Annotated in this window: 12 protein-coding genes; 5 read left to right on the top strand and 7 right to left on the bottom strand. The window is 65.3% G+C overall.

Going from position 1 to position 15,043, the window contains the following annotated elements; genetic code table 11:
• Positions 1 to 392: 392 nt before the first annotated feature.
• The 4 genes from ASF25_RS21800 to ASF25_RS05500 form a co-directional block, all read right to left on the bottom strand.
• Positions 393 to 1,370, bottom strand: a complete 978-nt coding sequence (locus ASF25_RS21800; RefSeq protein WP_082502501.1) for a DNA adenine methylase — start codon at positions 1,368 to 1,370, stop codon at positions 393 to 395.
• A 560-nt stretch (positions 1,371 to 1,930) separates the two neighbouring features.
• Positions 1,931 to 2,728, bottom strand: a complete 798-nt coding sequence (locus ASF25_RS22565; protein WP_156368870.1) for a hypothetical protein — start codon at positions 2,726 to 2,728, stop codon at positions 1,931 to 1,933.
• Positions 2,729 to 2,965: 237 nt separating this feature from the next.
• Positions 2,966 to 4,891: an ABC transporter ATP-binding protein/permease gene (locus ASF25_RS05505; protein WP_056303767.1), complete on the bottom strand. Its 1,926-nt coding sequence runs from the start codon at positions 4,889 to 4,891 to the stop codon at positions 2,966 to 2,968.
• Between the two features lie 199 nt (positions 4,892 to 5,090).
• Positions 5,091 to 6,590, bottom strand: coding sequence for a LysM peptidoglycan-binding domain-containing protein (locus ASF25_RS05500; RefSeq protein ID WP_056303766.1), 1,500 nt, complete (start codon positions 6,588 to 6,590; stop codon positions 5,091 to 5,093).
• 217 nt (positions 6,591 to 6,807) lie between these two features.
• Between ASF25_RS05500 and ASF25_RS05495 the strand changes: the two genes are divergently transcribed.
• Positions 6,808 to 7,410: a TIGR00730 family Rossman fold protein gene (locus ASF25_RS05495; protein WP_056176373.1), complete on the top strand. Its 603-nt coding sequence runs from the start codon at positions 6,808 to 6,810 to the stop codon at positions 7,408 to 7,410.
• Positions 7,411 to 7,612: 202 nt separating this feature from the next.
• On the opposite strand, the gene cysS is transcribed toward ASF25_RS05495, so the two are convergent.
• Complete coding sequence (gene cysS, locus ASF25_RS05490; protein WP_056303764.1) at positions 7,613 to 8,992, bottom strand: cysteine--tRNA ligase; 1,380 nt, start codon at positions 8,990 to 8,992, stop codon at positions 7,613 to 7,615.
• A 312-nt stretch (positions 8,993 to 9,304) separates the two neighbouring features.
• Between cysS and ASF25_RS05485 the strand changes: the two genes are divergently transcribed.
• Entirely contained in the window at positions 9,305 to 9,649 is a 345-nt protein-coding gene (locus tag ASF25_RS05485) for a hypothetical protein (RefSeq protein ID WP_056267062.1), read from the top strand.
• Positions 9,650 to 9,719: 70 nt separating this feature from the next.
• Here ASF25_RS05485 and ASF25_RS05480 read toward each other — a convergent pair whose 3' ends face one another.
• Positions 9,720 to 10,220 carry a CreA family protein gene (locus ASF25_RS05480; protein WP_156368869.1) on the bottom strand — a complete coding sequence of 167 codons (501 nt, stop codon included), beginning with the start codon at positions 10,218 to 10,220 and terminating at the stop codon, positions 9,720 to 9,722.
• A 168-nt stretch (positions 10,221 to 10,388) separates the two neighbouring features.
• Between ASF25_RS05480 and ASF25_RS05475 the strand changes: the two genes are divergently transcribed.
• Complete coding sequence (locus tag ASF25_RS05475; RefSeq protein WP_056303762.1) at positions 10,389 to 11,402, top strand: DUF2865 domain-containing protein; 1,014 nt, start codon at positions 10,389 to 10,391, stop codon at positions 11,400 to 11,402.
• 886 nt (positions 11,403 to 12,288) lie between these two features.
• Here ASF25_RS05475 and ASF25_RS23980 read toward each other — a convergent pair.
• Complete coding sequence (locus ASF25_RS23980; protein WP_348271323.1) at positions 12,289 to 12,837, bottom strand: hypothetical protein; 549 nt, start codon at positions 12,835 to 12,837, stop codon at positions 12,289 to 12,291.
• Between ASF25_RS23980 and ASF25_RS23975 the strand changes: the two genes are divergently transcribed.
• Positions 12,805 to 13,629, top strand: coding sequence for an OmpA family protein (locus tag ASF25_RS23975; protein WP_338011720.1), 825 nt, complete (start codon positions 12,805 to 12,807; stop codon positions 13,627 to 13,629). The two genes, ASF25_RS23980 and ASF25_RS23975, sit on opposite strands and share 33 nt — an antisense overlap.
• 184 nt (positions 13,630 to 13,813) lie before the next feature.
• The gene (locus tag ASF25_RS05465; protein WP_056303758.1) at positions 13,814 to 15,028 is read left to right on the top strand and encodes an MFS transporter; all 1,215 of its coding nucleotides are present in this window, start codon (positions 13,814 to 13,816) and stop codon (positions 15,026 to 15,028) included.
• The last annotated feature ends 15 nt before the right edge of the window (positions 15,029 to 15,043 follow it).

Raw genomic sequence — 15,043 nt, 5'->3', positions numbered from 1 at the left:
GCGCGAACGGGAATCCGGACCCCGCGCGATGGCAGGCGGGGGGGCGCGCGTCAACCTTCGGGGACTTTGGCCGCGGGCGGCGACGGCAGGGAGACGACGATCCCTTGCGGATCGACCGCCCCTTTTTCCGGACACCTGCAACGCGGCGGAAGGTGATCCGAGACCCAGCGCACTGATTGCCGGGATGCGGCGCTACTCCCAGCGCGGGAGCGGAAGCCGGACGCTGAGCGACTTCCCGATCTGGGGCCGGGTTACATTCCGCTGACGCTTCATACGCCCGGGACAGGTGCGGTGGTTTGGCGCGAACCGTGGTGTAACTTTGGTCTAGGCTGAAAGTCCAAATCGTCATGAAGGGCTACACGATGACCGATCACGACATACAAATAAAGAACTCAGCACATCCGGGCGAATTCATTCGCGGACTCTTGGAACGGGTCAGCCTGTTCATCACGGACGCCGCTGCCGCCCTTGCGCTGCTCCGATCGGAAGGTTTCTATCATTGAGCCCTGAACAGGCGGAATTTTGAGGCCGGGGCTAAAAAACATTGCCTCTGAACCTCGCAAGCGGTCGCGAGCGCTGTACCCGATTGTGTATTGGAGGCAGCTTGACTGCTGATACAGATCATGAATCGGCCCGACATCATCATACGAAACAATCCAGCTAACGCCCTTTAGCCCATGAGTGGCAAATGCAACGTTAGCATGGTCGTCGTGATGATAAAAATTATAGTATAGATCCCGACCTTTATTATAGTATGGGGGATCTAAATAGATGAGAGTTTTTTTATTTGTATTTTGAGGTATATTTTTCAGAAAATCCACAGCGTCCATATTAGTGAGCGATACCCTCTTTCGCATTCGAGCTATATTATAAATACGTTCTATGAGCACAGGCTTGTTGTAACGAGCATCTAATTTCCAAGGACCTGACTGTTCAACGCCACCGATCGCGCCGCCATTAAGAATGCCGGACCGGTTTGTTCGGTTGAGGAAGAAAGTTGCGAATGCTAGCTCCACTCCCGAAGCGCCCCCATCCATCAGGAGGCGTTTGACGCGATCGCGAGTGGACATATTTACATCGGTCTCACGTATCATGTCCGTAAGTTCTTGAGTATGAAACAAAACAGCTCGCCAAAACTCATAAATAGGCCGATTTAGATCATTGATCTCTATTCGTCTAACAACCCCTGTAAGCAAAAGCTCAAGCGCAACTCCTGCCCCTCCAGCATATGGCTCAATGTAGGTTCCATCGTGGAGATTATTCTTACGTATCACGTCTGTAACGAAACGAGCGAGTTTTCCTTTCCCACCTGGATAACGCAACGGAGAGAAATGCCCAGAGGGAACAGTTCGGCATGCCGAAGAACTCATTTGTGACCCCCATAAACTGCCACAAACAAGGGAACTGCACTGTCCCAGACGTTCCTCAAATCGTCGGGAGACGGTTTTTGGAACCGATCATGAATATATCCGTTCAACGCCCCAAACGAGACGTGTCCATTTTTTGCAGTTAATGCAGCACGAATTGCAGTCAGATCAGATTTCTTGTTCACTCGCCCTGCGGTTGTTGTGATATGCTGATAAATACGCTCGAAACGGCCACTGAGGTCCAATAGTTTTCCGTTAGAATCTTGATCTGAGAGTCGACTGCTCCGAAGCTCGGTATCCACGGTGTACTCCAGAATTGCGCGGAACAAAAAAGCGCACGCTAGCGGCGATTCCTTGAGCCTCAGCTTGCTTGCCTCCCTTATAAGTTGCTTGCCCTTCTCCCCCGAAGGCTCTGCAAAAGCATGACGGTTTGGAGCTAATGTAATACGTAAAGGGCTAACCTTTTTTGCTTTGATAGGTTCGGTCGATGTAGGCTTAGCTGCCGCCCTCGGCCTTACTGTATCGTCCTTGATATCAGTCGAAGAAAACAGATTGGGCCCGGTCTATTTTTGATTAGAAACGCCTATATCCGCAGGCAATTCAATAAAATAGTCATTTATCTCAGAGGATTTATTATAAGTTCTTGAAGTTATCTCACCAGAGTCAATATCAACGAATATCTGACTCAAAACTTTTATCATATATTCCGGGTCGCGTTTGAACGCAGGACCATTATCGTTATCGGAATCTACAAAACCCAAAAATTGCCTTCCTGGTTTTGAGACCAGAAAGCGCCGCAATGTCGTTGGACTCTTCTCGACACTTTTCTTTATTCTCTGCCATTCAGCTTCCGAGAAAACAGAGTTTCTTTCTACAAAACCAATAACATCAAGGACTGTTCGATCTTTCTGAAAACGCTCACTTTCGAGGGTTCCCCAAGATATACGGCCTTCGCCCTCCAGGCCCTTACCATGCCTGCGCTCAATCCATTCGTTTGCATCCGCGCGACTTTCAAATAAAATACAATCAATTGAGCCAATGTCCAAAAATCCTGAGGCTTTATCCTTGAGTTTCCTTTTGGATGACTCAGAGAGGCCAGTACCTTGGACGAATGATGGATTAGAAAGAACTTTTAATGCAGCAAGCCTTCGATTACCATCGACAACAATATAACTATCATCTTCATCATCACTTGAAATTACGTAGAAACTGTCGCCCGGATCAAGCGCATTTTCTTTAATGCTTGCCATCATATTTTGGAAGTGCTGAGCGTTAAGCTTTACGACAGCCTCGATTGCCTCCGATTGACCGGCTACTGTTCCGGTACGTGGATTGTCGAGGTCGAGCAGGAGATCGTCCACCTCCGCTTCGATCTTATTAGTTTTGAGCCGTGGCATAAAGGTTCCCCCGTTTTTTGCCACTTAACCAGCGATTGAATGCGCAACACAAGAGTGCAACCGCATTTTCGCGCAAGCCATGCTCAGGCCTTTTTGGGGCGATTGGACGCCATGGGGCAAACCTCGAAAACTTGCCCGCCTTCGTAACATCGGATTTCAGACGGGAAATTTTGTTTTTCCACGACCAAACCGCTTGGAACCCTAATCGACTGTCGTTACTTTCTGGCGCTCCATCGCCCGCACCACTCCGACACGCCCCCGCTCGCCATCCACCCCCTGCAACACCGCAAGCGCCGCATCGGCCTCCCGCTGCCGGCTCCACAGGCTCGCATAAACCCCGCCGGCATCCAGCAACCCCTGGTGCGCCCCACGCTCGACGATCACCCCCTTGTCGAGCACCAAAATCTCGTCGGCGTTGACCACCGTCGAGAGGCGGTGGGCGATGACGAGGGTGGTGCGGTTCTCTGAGATGGTGTCGAGGGCGTCCTGGATCTCGCGTTCGGTGAAGCTGTCGAGGGCCGAGGTTGCCTCGTCGAGGACGAGGATCGGGGGCCCTTTGAGGATGGTGCGCGCGATGGCGACGCGCTGCTTCTCGCCGCCCGAGAGTTTGAGGCCGCGCTCGCCCACGGGGGTGTCGTAGCCCTCCGGCAGGGCGGAGACGAAGCGGTCGATCTGGGCCAGGGACGCGGCCTCGCGCACCTGCGCGTCGGTGGCGTCCCAGCAACCGTAGCGGATGTTGTACCCGATGGTGTCGTTGAACAGCACCGTGTCCTGCGGGACCATGCCGAGGGCGGCGCGCAGCGACCCTTGGGTGACGCCGGCGATGTCCTGGCCGTCGACCAGGATGCGCCCGCCCTGCGGCTCGTAGAACCGGAACAGCAGCCGCGACAGGGTCGACTTGCCGGCCCCCGAGGGGCCGACGATGGCGACGGTCTTGCCCGCCGGCACCGTGAAGGAGACGCCCCGCAGGATCGGCCGGGCGGGGTCGTAGGCGAAGCGCACGTCCCGGAACTCCACCGTCCCGCCCTGGGCTCGCAGCGGGGTCGCGTCGGGTCGATCGGCGATCTCGGGGTTGCGGTGCAGGATGAGGAACATGTCGTCGATGTCGATCAGCGCCTGTTTGATCTCGCGGTAGATCATGCCCATGAAGTTGAGCGGCATCGAGAGCTGGATCAGCATGGTGTTGACCAGCACAAACCCGCCCAGCGTGGTGCGCCCGGCCATGATGTCCCGCGCCGCCAGCCACATCACCACGGTCATGCCGATGGTGAAGATCACCGCCTGGCCGGCGTTGAGCACGGCGAGCGACACGTAGGTTTGCGTCGAGGCCTTTTCGTACTTGGCCATGGAGGCGTCGTAGCGCTCCGCCTCACGGCGTTCCGCGCCGAAGTACTTCACCGTCTCGAAGTTGAGGAGCGAATCCACCGCCTTGGTGTTGGCGTCGGTGTCGGAGTTGTTCATCCGGCGGCGGATCTCGATGCGCCACTGCGTCGCCTTCCAGGTGAAGCCGAGATAGGCCGCCACCATGACGAACACCACGGCCGAGTAGACCCAGTCGAACTCGTAGGCGAGGACGCCGATGACGAGGACGAACTCGACGATGGTCGGCACCAGGGTCAGCACCATCAGGCGCGACAGTTCCTCGATCCCGCCGCGGCCGCGCTCCAGCACCCGGGTCAGGCCGCCGGTCTTGCGCTCGAGGTGGAAGCGCAGGGAGAGCCGGTGCATGTGCTCGAAGGTCTGCAGGGCGAGACGCCGCACGGCGTGCATCGCCACCTTGGCGAACAGCCCGTCGCGCACCTGCGTCAGCCCGGCCATCGCCACCCGCGACAGGCCGTAGAGTCCGATGAGCACCATGGGGGCGGCGAACACGCCCGTCGGAATCGCGGCCCCGGGTTTCGGGTCGGTCAGGGCCACCAGGGCGTCGGTCGCCCACTTGAAGGTGAACGGCGTCACCATGGTGACGAACTTCGCCACGATCAGCAGGCCGAACGCGAGGAACACCCGCCGCTGCAGGTCGGGCCGGCCGTACGGCCACAGGTAGGGCCACAGCCGGCGATAGGTGGCGACGAGGCCGGGGCGCGCGGGCGGTGCGCCGTCCGGCGCTTGCGCGGGATCGGGTGTCATGCCGTTTCGATTCTCGGTGAAGGCTGAATTTGGAACGGATATAAGCCGGTCCGCTCCCGATGACAGCCGCGCCTCGGCGCAAGGCCGCCCCGCGCCGGTGCGTGGGGACCGTGCGCCGTGACACCCTCGTGGATGCGCCGTTCCAGAAAGCGGGTTTTCGGGGGATGGACCGTTCCACGCGGCAGGGCGTGGAACGGACTCAGCCGCGTGGAACGGTGCCCGCCACCGCCGCCGTTCCGTCGCTCGGCAGCACGAAGATCTGGCCCGGATAGATCCGGTCCGGGTTGCGGATCTGCGGCTGGTTGGCGTCGTAGATCACCGTGTAGCGGGTGCCGCGCCCGTAGATGCGCCGGCTGATCTGCCACAGGCTGTCGCCCCGCACGATCCGCGCCGTGCCGACCTCCGGCACGAACACCGTCCGGGGCGGCTCCAGCGCTGGCACCGGCTCCGGAATGGTGCCGGGCTTGAGGTCCGGCGCCGCCGGGGTCGGGGTCGCCGCAAGGGGGGGCGCGGCCTCGCCCGACGGTCGGGCCGAGGCCGGGCTAAGCGGTTGTTCCAGAACGGCGATTCGCGCCGGCGGTGCGGCTGATTCGGGCGTGGCCGCGGGGGTCTTCGCGGTGGGTCTGGGCACGGCCGGCTTCACGGCCGGCACGGAGAACGCCACCTCGGAGCGGGTCTTCACCTTGCCCGAGACGGGGTCCACCTGATCGACCCGGATGGTGTAGGCGCCCGGCTGGACGCCCCGCCCGATGGTGAAGGCGACGCGCCCGTCCGTCCCGGCGCTGCCCGGCGCCACCAGGGTGTCGTTGAGGTAGAGCCGCAGAGTCGCGCCGGGCTGGGCCTGGCTCGTGACGTAGAGCCGGCCGCCCTCCTCCGCCTCGACGCTGACGATCTTGACCGGGCTCGCGCCGGCGGCCCGCTCCGTCTCCGGGGGCCTGCTCTCCGGCGCCTTGCCCTCGGGCACCTTGCCGGCCTCGGGTTTCGCCTCCGCCCTCGCGGTGTCGGCCCCGGTCTTGGGCCCCGTCCTGGCCCCGTCACGCGCTCCTGCGGCGACGGCGGCCGGGGGCGGCGCTACAGGCTCGGGGTGGGACAGAACCACCGTCGGCCTGTCGGGAGACGTCAACGCGATCAAGGGCTTGGTGTCGCGCTTCGGTGCGACGACCACGGCGACGGAGTCGCGCGAAACCACGGATCGGCCATCGGCCCCCGTGGACCGCAGGGTGATCTCACTGCTGCCGGGGGACAGGGCAGGCGGCACGATGGCGAACTGGCCGGACGGGTCGACGAGCGCACGGGCAATGGGCTGATTGTCGCGCAGCAGCTCGACGGTGGTGTTGGGCGCAGCCCGCCCGGCGATGACTGCCTCGCCCGACGGCTCGACGCGGATGATGTCGAAGGTCGGCGCCGACGCCTCGGTGCCGGTCGCCGCCGGAGTGTCCCGCGATGCCTGGGCGGGCGTCCGCTCCGGCAGCCGGTCCGGCTCCGGCAGCCGGTCCGACCGGGGCTTTCCCGGCACCGGCAGCGCTCCCTCCCCGGAGCCCGCGAGCGGATCGGTGACGAGGGGTACGGCCCGGCCCTCGGGCGTGCCGAATCCGTGCTTGAACAACTCGCTCGCGCCATAGAGGGTGACGACGAGGGTGAAGCCGCCCAGAAGCCCCACGCAGGCGAGGAAGATGCTCCGTCGCAACTCCGCCTTCATGACGCACCACTCCCTCTTCCATCGTCCGGGCGGCGAAACCGCGATCGACCCTGACCTGCCCCGGCGACAAATCGGCACTTGACGGCGACATATTAACGAACATGACCGGAACACCAAATCCCGACGGCCTTTTCAAGGCCGGATCTCCCGTAAAATCAGCACTTTGGCCCGTGGACGGCATGCGCCCGCGCGGCCGGACCCGGAGGGGAAGCGGCACATGGCACCGGTGAGGACGGTCTGCGTCTATTGCGGCTCCGGGTTCGGCGGCGACCCGGCCTTTACCGCGGCGGCCGAGGCCCTCGGCAAGGCCCTGGCGCAGGCCGGCCTCGGCCTCGTCTACGGCGGCGGCAATGTCGGCCTCATGGGTACGGTGGCGCGCGCCGTACTCGAGAACGGGGGCCATGTCACCGGCATCATCCCGAGCTTCCTGAAATCCCGGGAGCGCATGCTCGACGAGATCCAGGAGACCATCGTCGTCGAGGACATGCACACCCGCAAGCGTCTGATGTTCGAGCGTTCCGACGCGTTCGTGGCCCTGCCGGGCGGCATCGGCACCCTGGAGGAGTTGGTGGAGCAGCTCACCTGGGCGCAGCTCGGCCAGCACAACAAGCCGATCCTGCTGCTCTCCGTGGCCGAGTTCTGGACGCCGCTCCTGACGCTCCTCGACCACATGCGAGCCCAGGGATTCATCCGGGAGGGGCTCGACCTCAGCTATCTCGTCGCCAGCGAAGCCGGCGACGTGGTCGGGATCCTGCGCGACGCGGCGGCCGCTTCGCCGCCTGCCCCACAGGCCGAGGCGTTCGTCACCGAACGGCTCTGAATCGCCCTCAATCCGCGTCGGTCGACATCGGCTGGGAATGCAAAGGTCTTCGACAGGTCGCCCGCGACCTCCTTCTCGACCCGGTCCACCAGGATGATCCGCCGATTGAGTCCTCGGAGCGTATCGAGGATGCCGGCCGCCGCGAGCCGGATCAGCGGGCCGGCATCGGCGACCACGATCGGCTGGCGATCGGCGGGGGCGATCATGGGGTCACGCTCCAGACGGTGCCGTCCTTGCCGTCCTTCACGGTGACGCCCATGGCCAGAAGCGCGTCGCGGACACGATCGGAGGCGGCCCAGTCCTTGGCGGCGCGGGCCGCGCGGCGCACTTCGATCAGGGCCTCGACCTCGAGTACGTCCAGCCCGGCGGCCCGGATGCTGCCCTGGTCGCGGGCCGACTTGGTCTGCGTGAGCAGACCCATCAGGTTGGCGCCCGCCTTGAGGCCGGCGGGATCGTCGAGGCGGTGGAGTTCCGCGAGTGCCGAAGCGGTGTTGAGATCGTCGGTCAGGGGTTCGAGCAGCCCGTCCGGAATCACCGGAGAGGCTGCACTATCGCCGACGATCCCGTACCAGCGCTCCAGGGTCCGGGCCGCTTCCTCCAACCCCCGCACCGTCCAATCGATGGGCTGGCGATAGTGCGTCTTGAGCATGGCGAGCCGGGCCACCTCGCCGGGCCAGTCCTTCAGCACGTCGCGGATGGTGATGAAGTTGCCGAGGGACTTCGACATCTTCTCCCCCTCCACCTGCAGGAAACCGTTGTGGAGCCAGACGTTGGCCATCACGTCGGTGGAGAAGCAGCAGCGCGACTGGGCGACCTCGTTCTCGTGATGCGGGAAGATGAGGTCGATGCCGCCGGCATGGATGTCGAAGGTTTTTCCCAGGTGCTTCCACGACATGGCGGAGCACTCGATGTGCCAGCCGGGACGGCCGGGCGCGGGCAGGCCGCACGGCGAGGGCCAGGACGGCTCGCCGGGTTTCGAAGGCTTCCACAGGACGAAGTCGAGGGGCGAGCGCTTGTAGGGGGCGACCTCGACGCGGGCGCCGGCCTCCATCTCGTCGAGGGGCCGCTTCGACAGGCCGCCGTAATCGGGCATCGAGGGCACGTCGAACAGCACGTGGCCATCCGCAACGTAGGCGTGACCGGCCGCCACCAGCCCTTCGATGATGGCGATCATCTCGGCGATGTGATCGGTGGCGCGCGGCTCGACGAAACGCGGACGCTCGCCCGCCACGTTCACGTCCTCGGGCATCAGCACGCCGAGGGCACGGATGTCGTCGTGAAAGGCCGCGAGCGTCCCATCCGTGAGGTCACGGATGGTGATGCCGCGCTCGGCCGCGCGGGCGTTGATCTTGTCGTCCACGTCGGTGACGTTGCGCGCGTAGGTGACGTGCGCCGCGCCGTAGAGGTGGCGCAGGAGCCGGAACAACAGGTCGAAGACGATGATCGGGCGGGCGTTGCCGATATGGGCCGCGTCGTAGACCGTCGGACCGCAGGCATACATCCGGACATGGCTCGGATCGATCGGCGCGAACGCAGCCTTCTGCCGGGTCAGCGTGTTGTAGAGCCGCAACATCGGGGCCATGAAACCGTCCCTCGTCCCTCGAGCGGATCGCACAGCTCGACCGCCCCTAGCGCCTTGGTTCTTCGCCGCTTCCCGGCGTCGGTACCCCGTGGCGACCGACACGTCCAACGGCGGGGGTGCCGCGCTGCAGCCGGCGCCTGTTGCACGAAGGCGACGGTGCCGTCGGCCGTCCTGGGCTACCCCGAACCCATGAGCAATTCGAGAACAGCGCCGCTCCGCCGCCTATCGAAAGCGATCCAGGGCGGAAAGGGTTTGTTTACCTGGACCCTTGAGATTTCCCCCAACCCGAATCCCTCCATCGAGGTTCTGCCCATGCGCCGCCCGGCCGCCGAAATCGGCACCCTCCTCGCTCTCGCCTTGATGATTTCCTCCACCGCGCTCGCGGGCGGAGACGGCGAGACTCCCACCAAAGCGGTGTCGCAGGTGGAGAAGACGTTCCTGATCCCGGCCGGCGAGGGCTACGGCGTCGGCGATTGCCTGAGCAATGGCGAGAGCAGCTGCGGACAGGTGGTCGCGAATGCCTGGTGCGAAGCACAGGGATTCGCCTCCGCCGGTTCCTTCGGCGTCGCGGCGCAGGACGAGTACACCGGGGCGATTCCCACCCCTCCCGTGATCAAGCAGGCCGAGCGTCCGATCCGCATCACCTGCCAGGATTGAGCGACCGGACCGGATCAGCGCCGGCCATCGGATTTCAGGATCCGTGGCCGGACCGAACGTGTTTGGAAGCTTATTTCTTCATGGCATCGGCGCATCGCGGCGGCGGCTCCGTGCCCCACGGCATGAGCGGCACGGCCGAGGTTGAGTTCTTGGGCGAGCCCTGGATCACCTTATCCGAATAGACCATGTAGATCAGCGTGTTGCGCTTGGCGTCGCATCCGCGCACGATCTGCATCGACTTGAAGATCAGCGAGCGGCGTTCGCTGAACACCACCTCGCCCTGACCGAGCTTGTCCTTGAACTGCACGGGACCGACCTGACGGCAGGCGAGCGAGATGTCCGAGACGTCCTCGGCCAGCCCCAGGGTGCCCTTGATGCCGCCTTTCTCGGGCTGGGTGTACCAGCACGCCACACCGGCCACGGCCGGATCGTCGATGCCGTAGACCACGAGCTTGTCGTTCGGTGTAAGGGGCCGCCAGACCGTCGATTTGTCGAAGATCCGATCGGCATCCTCCGCCTTGGCGGACACCGCGCCGGCGAGCGCTCCTGCCACGACGGCAGCAGCGGCCATTCCCCCTGTGAGACCCCGAAGCCACATCATCCTGCATTCCCCCCCAACTCGGCTGGGGCGCATGTGGGAAGGCTGTCGCCCCCGCGCGAGGGCGAGTACAAAACTTCCGCTTCGCCGCCGCTCCGATTCCCGTCGGCGGCAAGGTTCCACTCCCGATCCTGTCAGGCCATGCCGCTGATCCTTCCGCAGATCCGCACGCTCGTCCGGGCGCTCGCCATGACCCTCGTCGCCCTCGGGACGGTGGGGACGGCGCAGGTGCAAGCCTCCGACGCCTGCCTGCGCTACCGTTCGGAGCTCGCCAACCTGAGCGACGGAGCGAACACGGCGCGCGCGCTCCAGAACGAGATCGGGCGGCTGAATGCCTATTATCGCACCTTGAATTGCGAGGGCGGCCGGTTCCTGTTCTTCGATTCGCGACCGCCGCAATGCGGAGCCGTGGAGCAGCGCATCCGCGCGCTCAATGCGGGTTACGGCGCCGAGAACGGGGAAGTCACGGCCGCGCGCCGCCGGCAGCTCACGGCGGCCGTGGCCTCCGCCTGCACGGATACGGCGAGCCGCGTGGCGCTCAACGCATTGGATGGAACGCCGCGCGAGCAACGCGCCCGGGGCGGAGCCCAGGTTGTCTGCGTCCGCACCTGCGACGGCGCCTATTTCCCCATGGCCAACCTGCCCGACGGGCGCGAAGGCGCCGACGACCTGTGCCAGGCCCTATGCCCCGGCGCCGAGGCCGTGGCCTACTCGATGCCGCACGGCGACGACGCCCTGAAACACGCCGCGACGCTGCGGGGCGCGAAGGCCTACGTCTCGCTCGCCAACGCCTTCAAGTTCCGCACGACCTTCACCCCGAACTGCTCGTGCAAGCGCGAGGGCCAGAGCTGGGCGCAATCGCTCGTGAAGGCCGAGAGCATGCTGGTGCGGCACAAGGGCGACATCTTCGTCACACCCATGCAGGCCGAGGCCCTGTCGCGGCCAAAGGTTCGTCTGACCCTGGTCGGGCGGGCCGACAAGACGGCAGCGGGCTTGGCGGCCGACGCAGCCACCCGCACGGGCCTTGTGACCAACGAGACCGGTGCTCCCACGGAACCCGCGGCCCCAGTCGCCGGCGAGGAGCGCCAAGCCGTCCGGATCATCGCACCGAACCTGTTCCCGGGGCAGGGGCAGGGCCGCGTGACGACGCCCTGACGCAGGCTGCCGGTGGCCCTGGCGGGTTCGCGGTATCGTTCCGAGCGGGAACCATCCTGGCCCCACTCTGTTCCGAAGGCCTCATCCACAGCCGTGAGTGCCTTCGATGCGGATCATCCGCCTGCTCCTTCTCACCGGTACGATCCTGCCGACTCTGGCGCTGTCCGGCCCTTCCTGGGCGGATCCGGCGGGGATGGGAAAGATGCAGGTCGCGCAAGGCGGACCCGACAGCGAGGGACAGCGTGGCGGCCCATCCCCGAGCCGGGAACGGTCCGAACCCCGTGGAGAGCGCCAAGACAGGCCGGAGCGGCCAGACCGTCAGGAGAGACCGGCGCCGCGCCAGGAGCGGCCCGAGCCGCGTCAGGAGAGGCCTGAGCGCTCTGCCCCGCGTGAGGACCGGACCCCGGCCGAGCGCCCGGCACCTCGACAGGAGCGGCCCGACCGCCAGGACAGGCCTGACCGGCAGGAGAGACCCGAAAGACAAGAGCGGCCCGACCCGCAGGAGCGGCCGGCCCGTCCGGAACGTCAGGAGCGGCCCGACCGGCAGGAGCGCCCCGATCGACAGGAAAGCCCTGAGCGACAGGACCGTCGTCCGGATCAACGCGGACCGACCGAGCGACCCACTTCGCCGGCACAACGCGATCGTACCCCTGACCCGACACGGCCGTCGGAGCAGGCCCCGGTCCGGGGCGCGGAGCCAGAACGCCGGACACCCGGTGCCGAGCCAGTCCGTCCAGACGCGCCCGGACGACGTGGACAGGACACCGGTCCGGCCGAGCGGCAGCCGTCGCTGAATCCGGCCCAGCCGACCGCTCCGACGCAGCCCGCACGGCCTGGGCAGCCGGCCACACCACCCGCGGCTGCACCGGGGGCGCCTCAGCCGGTTTCACCTTCTCCGCAGGTCGCACCACAGGGCGCTCCCCAGACGGCGCCTCAAGTCGCGCCCAATGCCAGGCCGGGCGTTCCCGGACGTCCCTTCACGCCTCCCGGTGCGCCGGGTGCCGAGGGTCGAGACGAGCCGACCGGTACCGGGCGTTCGAACGAACGCGGGCAGGATACGGCGCCGGATCGGATTGCCCCCCGTGGCCCGCGCGATCCAGATGCGACCCGGGACCAGAGCAATCCCCGTGACCGTGGCGACCAGCCGGGGCTGCGCGACGACGGTTTGCGCGGAGGCGACCGCCGGAGCGGTGTCGATGATGATCGCCAGGATCGCGAGCGACGCGACGCGTTCGAGCGCGGCGGTCCGCGCCAGGGCTTCAACGCGCCGGGTCGCCCCGGCTACATTCCAGGTGGCTTCCGCGACGACGATGAGACCCGCGACTTCGACCGTGTCCGGCGGGACCGGCGTGAATTTCAGGAGGATGGCCGGACCTACATCCGCGAGCCCGGCCGCATCATCGTGCGCGATCGCGACCGCACCTTCATCCGCCACGATGAGAACGAGCGGTTCCGCGATCTGGGCCGCGGCGGCTACCGCAGCGAGCGCCGTGGCGGCGACACCGTGACCTATCTCGATCGACCGGACGGCGCACAGATCGTCACCATCGTCGACGACGACGGCCGTCTCGTGCGGCGCTCACGCCGGTTCCGCGATGGTCGAGAGGTCGTGATCATCGACAACAGCTTCAGCGGTCCGCGACGCCCGATCTACGAGGATGTCGTCGATCTGCCTCCGCCCGATATCCGCATTCCGCGCGAGCGCTACGTCGTGGATTACGAGGGAGCCGACGAGCGCAGTGTCTATGAAGCCCTCTCGGCCCCGCCGGTCGTGCCCCTGGACCGGCGCTATACCCTCGATCAGGTACGCTACAGTCCGCAGTTGCGGGCCCGTATGCGCAGCGTGGACATCGACACCATCACCTTCGAGACCGGCTCGTTCACCGTGACGCCGGATCAGGCGTCGCGCCTCGCGACCATCGCGGCGGCGATGAACCAGGCCATCCGGGCCAATCCGCAGGAAGTTTTCCTCGTGGAGGGCTACACCGACGCGGTGGGCTCCGATGTCGACAACCTGTCCTTGTCGGATCGGCGGGCGCAGTCGGTGGCGACGGTCCTGACTCAGAACTTCCAGGTTCCGCCCGAAAACCTCACGACCCAGGGCTACGGCGAACAGGCGCTCAAGGTGAACACACAGGGGCCGTCCCGCGAGAACCGCCGGGTCACCGTGCGGCGGATCACCCCGCTGATCCAGCAGCAGGCCGGCGGCGGCACGCCGCCGCGGTGACGATCCGACGGGCCGTGTCATCCCTGGCACGGCCCGTCTCCCCGAGCTTCGCCTTCACGGAAGTACGCGTGTACTGTTCCTCCCCCACATGCCGGGCATCGTCCGGCGCGGTCGTCTTCGGATAGCGTCGGCTCCGTTCGTCGCGCCGCAGCACCGCAGACCATCGCCTCCCATAGGAGCCGACATGGACGAGGCAACGCCTCGCTTGATCGAGGCCGGTACGCCGGCTTTCCGGCGCACCACCCTGGCGCTCGCGGCAGCGGGGTTCTCCACCTTCGCGGTGCTCTACGGCGTGCAACCGCTGCTGCCGGTCTTTGCCGATCAATTTCACGTATCGCCGGCCGAGAGCAGCCTGGCCCTGTCGCTTCCCTGCGCCACCCTCGCCCTCGCGCTGCTCGTGGTGAGTCCCCTCTCCGAGGTGTGGGGACGCAAGCCCGTCATGGTCGCGTCCCTGTTTGCGTCGGCGATCCTCACCATCGTCGCGGTCATGGTGCCGAGTTGGCACGGCTTCCTCGCTCTCCGTGCCCTGACGGGGTTGGCCGCGAGCGGTCTGCCGGCCGTGGCCATGGCTTATTTGAGCGAAGAGATGCACGGACGCGCCATCGGCCTATCCATGGGCCTTCTCATCGGAGGCAATGCCCTCGGGGGAATGATCGGCCGGCTGGTCGCCGGCATCATCGCCGATCATGCGTCGTGGCGCTGGGGGCTCGGCACCATCGGCGTTTTGGCTCTGGTCGCGGCGATCGCGTTTCTCATGAGCCTGCCGGACTCGCAGCGTTTTCGAGCCAACCGGATGCGGTGGCGCGAAGTGCCCGGCACCTTCGGCCAGCATTTCCGCGATCCCGGCCTGCCATGGCTGTTCGCCGAGGCGTTCCTGCTCATGGGCGGATTCGTGAGCGTCTACAATTACATCGGCTTTCGGCTGCTCGACCCGCCGTTCGACCTGAGCCAGACCGCCATCGGGGCGATCTTCGTCGTCTACCTGTTCGGAACCTTCTCCTCGGCAGCGACCGGTGAGATCGCAAGCCGACTCGGCCGACGCAAGGTCCTCTGGCTCGCCATCCTGCTGGGCCTGGCCGGCATCGCCCTGACCCTTTCGGACCGCCTCTGGCTCATCATCCTCGGCATCGTCGTCGTCACGGTGAGCTTCTTCGGCGCCCATTCCGTCGCCAGCAGCTGGATCGGCCGCCGGGCCCTCCGGGACCGCGCCCAGGCCTCTTCGATCTACCTATGCCTCTACTACCTCGGCTCGTCGGTGCTCGGCACGGCAGGGGGCTGGTTCTTCGCGCATTCGGGCTGGGTCGGCGTGGTCGCGTTTTTCGCAGCCCTCTACGGGCTGGCGCTCGTCATCGCGCTGCATCTGTCGCGCCTTCCGCCGTTGGTCCCGACGGAAACCTGAGCGAGGCGGGCTCGC

Source organism: Methylobacterium sp. Leaf100, from assembly GCF_001422845.1.
In the GTDB taxonomy this organism is placed as follows: domain Bacteria; phylum Pseudomonadota; class Alphaproteobacteria; order Rhizobiales; family Beijerinckiaceae; genus Methylobacterium.
This window is presented reverse-complemented; position numbering and strand designations above follow the sequence as displayed.

Bases quoted from the DNA above. Each gene is read 5' to 3' on its own strand.
- ASF25_RS21800 (WP_082502501.1), bottom strand. From the start codon at position 1,370: ATGAGTTCTTCGGCATGCCGAACTGTTCCCTCTGGGCATTTCTCTCCG.
- ASF25_RS05505 (WP_056303767.1), bottom strand. From the start codon at position 4,891: ATGACACCCGATCCCGCGCAAGCGCCGGACGGCGCACCGCCCGCGCGC.
- ASF25_RS05500 (WP_056303766.1), bottom strand. From the start codon at position 6,590: ATGAAGGCGGAGTTGCGACGGAGCATCTTCCTCGCCTGCGTGGGGCTT.
- ASF25_RS05495 (WP_056176373.1), top strand. From the start codon at position 6,808: ATGGCACCGGTGAGGACGGTCTGCGTCTATTGCGGCTCCGGGTTCGGC.
- cysS (WP_056303764.1), bottom strand. From the start codon at position 8,992: ATGGCCCCGATGTTGCGGCTCTACAACACGCTGACCCGGCAGAAGGCT.
- ASF25_RS05485 (WP_056267062.1), top strand. From the start codon at position 9,305: ATGCGCCGCCCGGCCGCCGAAATCGGCACCCTCCTCGCTCTCGCCTTG.
- ASF25_RS05480 (WP_156368869.1), bottom strand. From the start codon at position 10,220: ATGGCCGCTGCTGCCGTCGTGGCAGGAGCGCTCGCCGGCGCGGTGTCC.
- ASF25_RS05475 (WP_056303762.1), top strand. From the start codon at position 10,389: ATGCCGCTGATCCTTCCGCAGATCCGCACGCTCGTCCGGGCGCTCGCC.
- ASF25_RS05465 (WP_056303758.1), top strand. From the start codon at position 13,814: ATGGACGAGGCAACGCCTCGCTTGATCGAGGCCGGTACGCCGGCTTTC.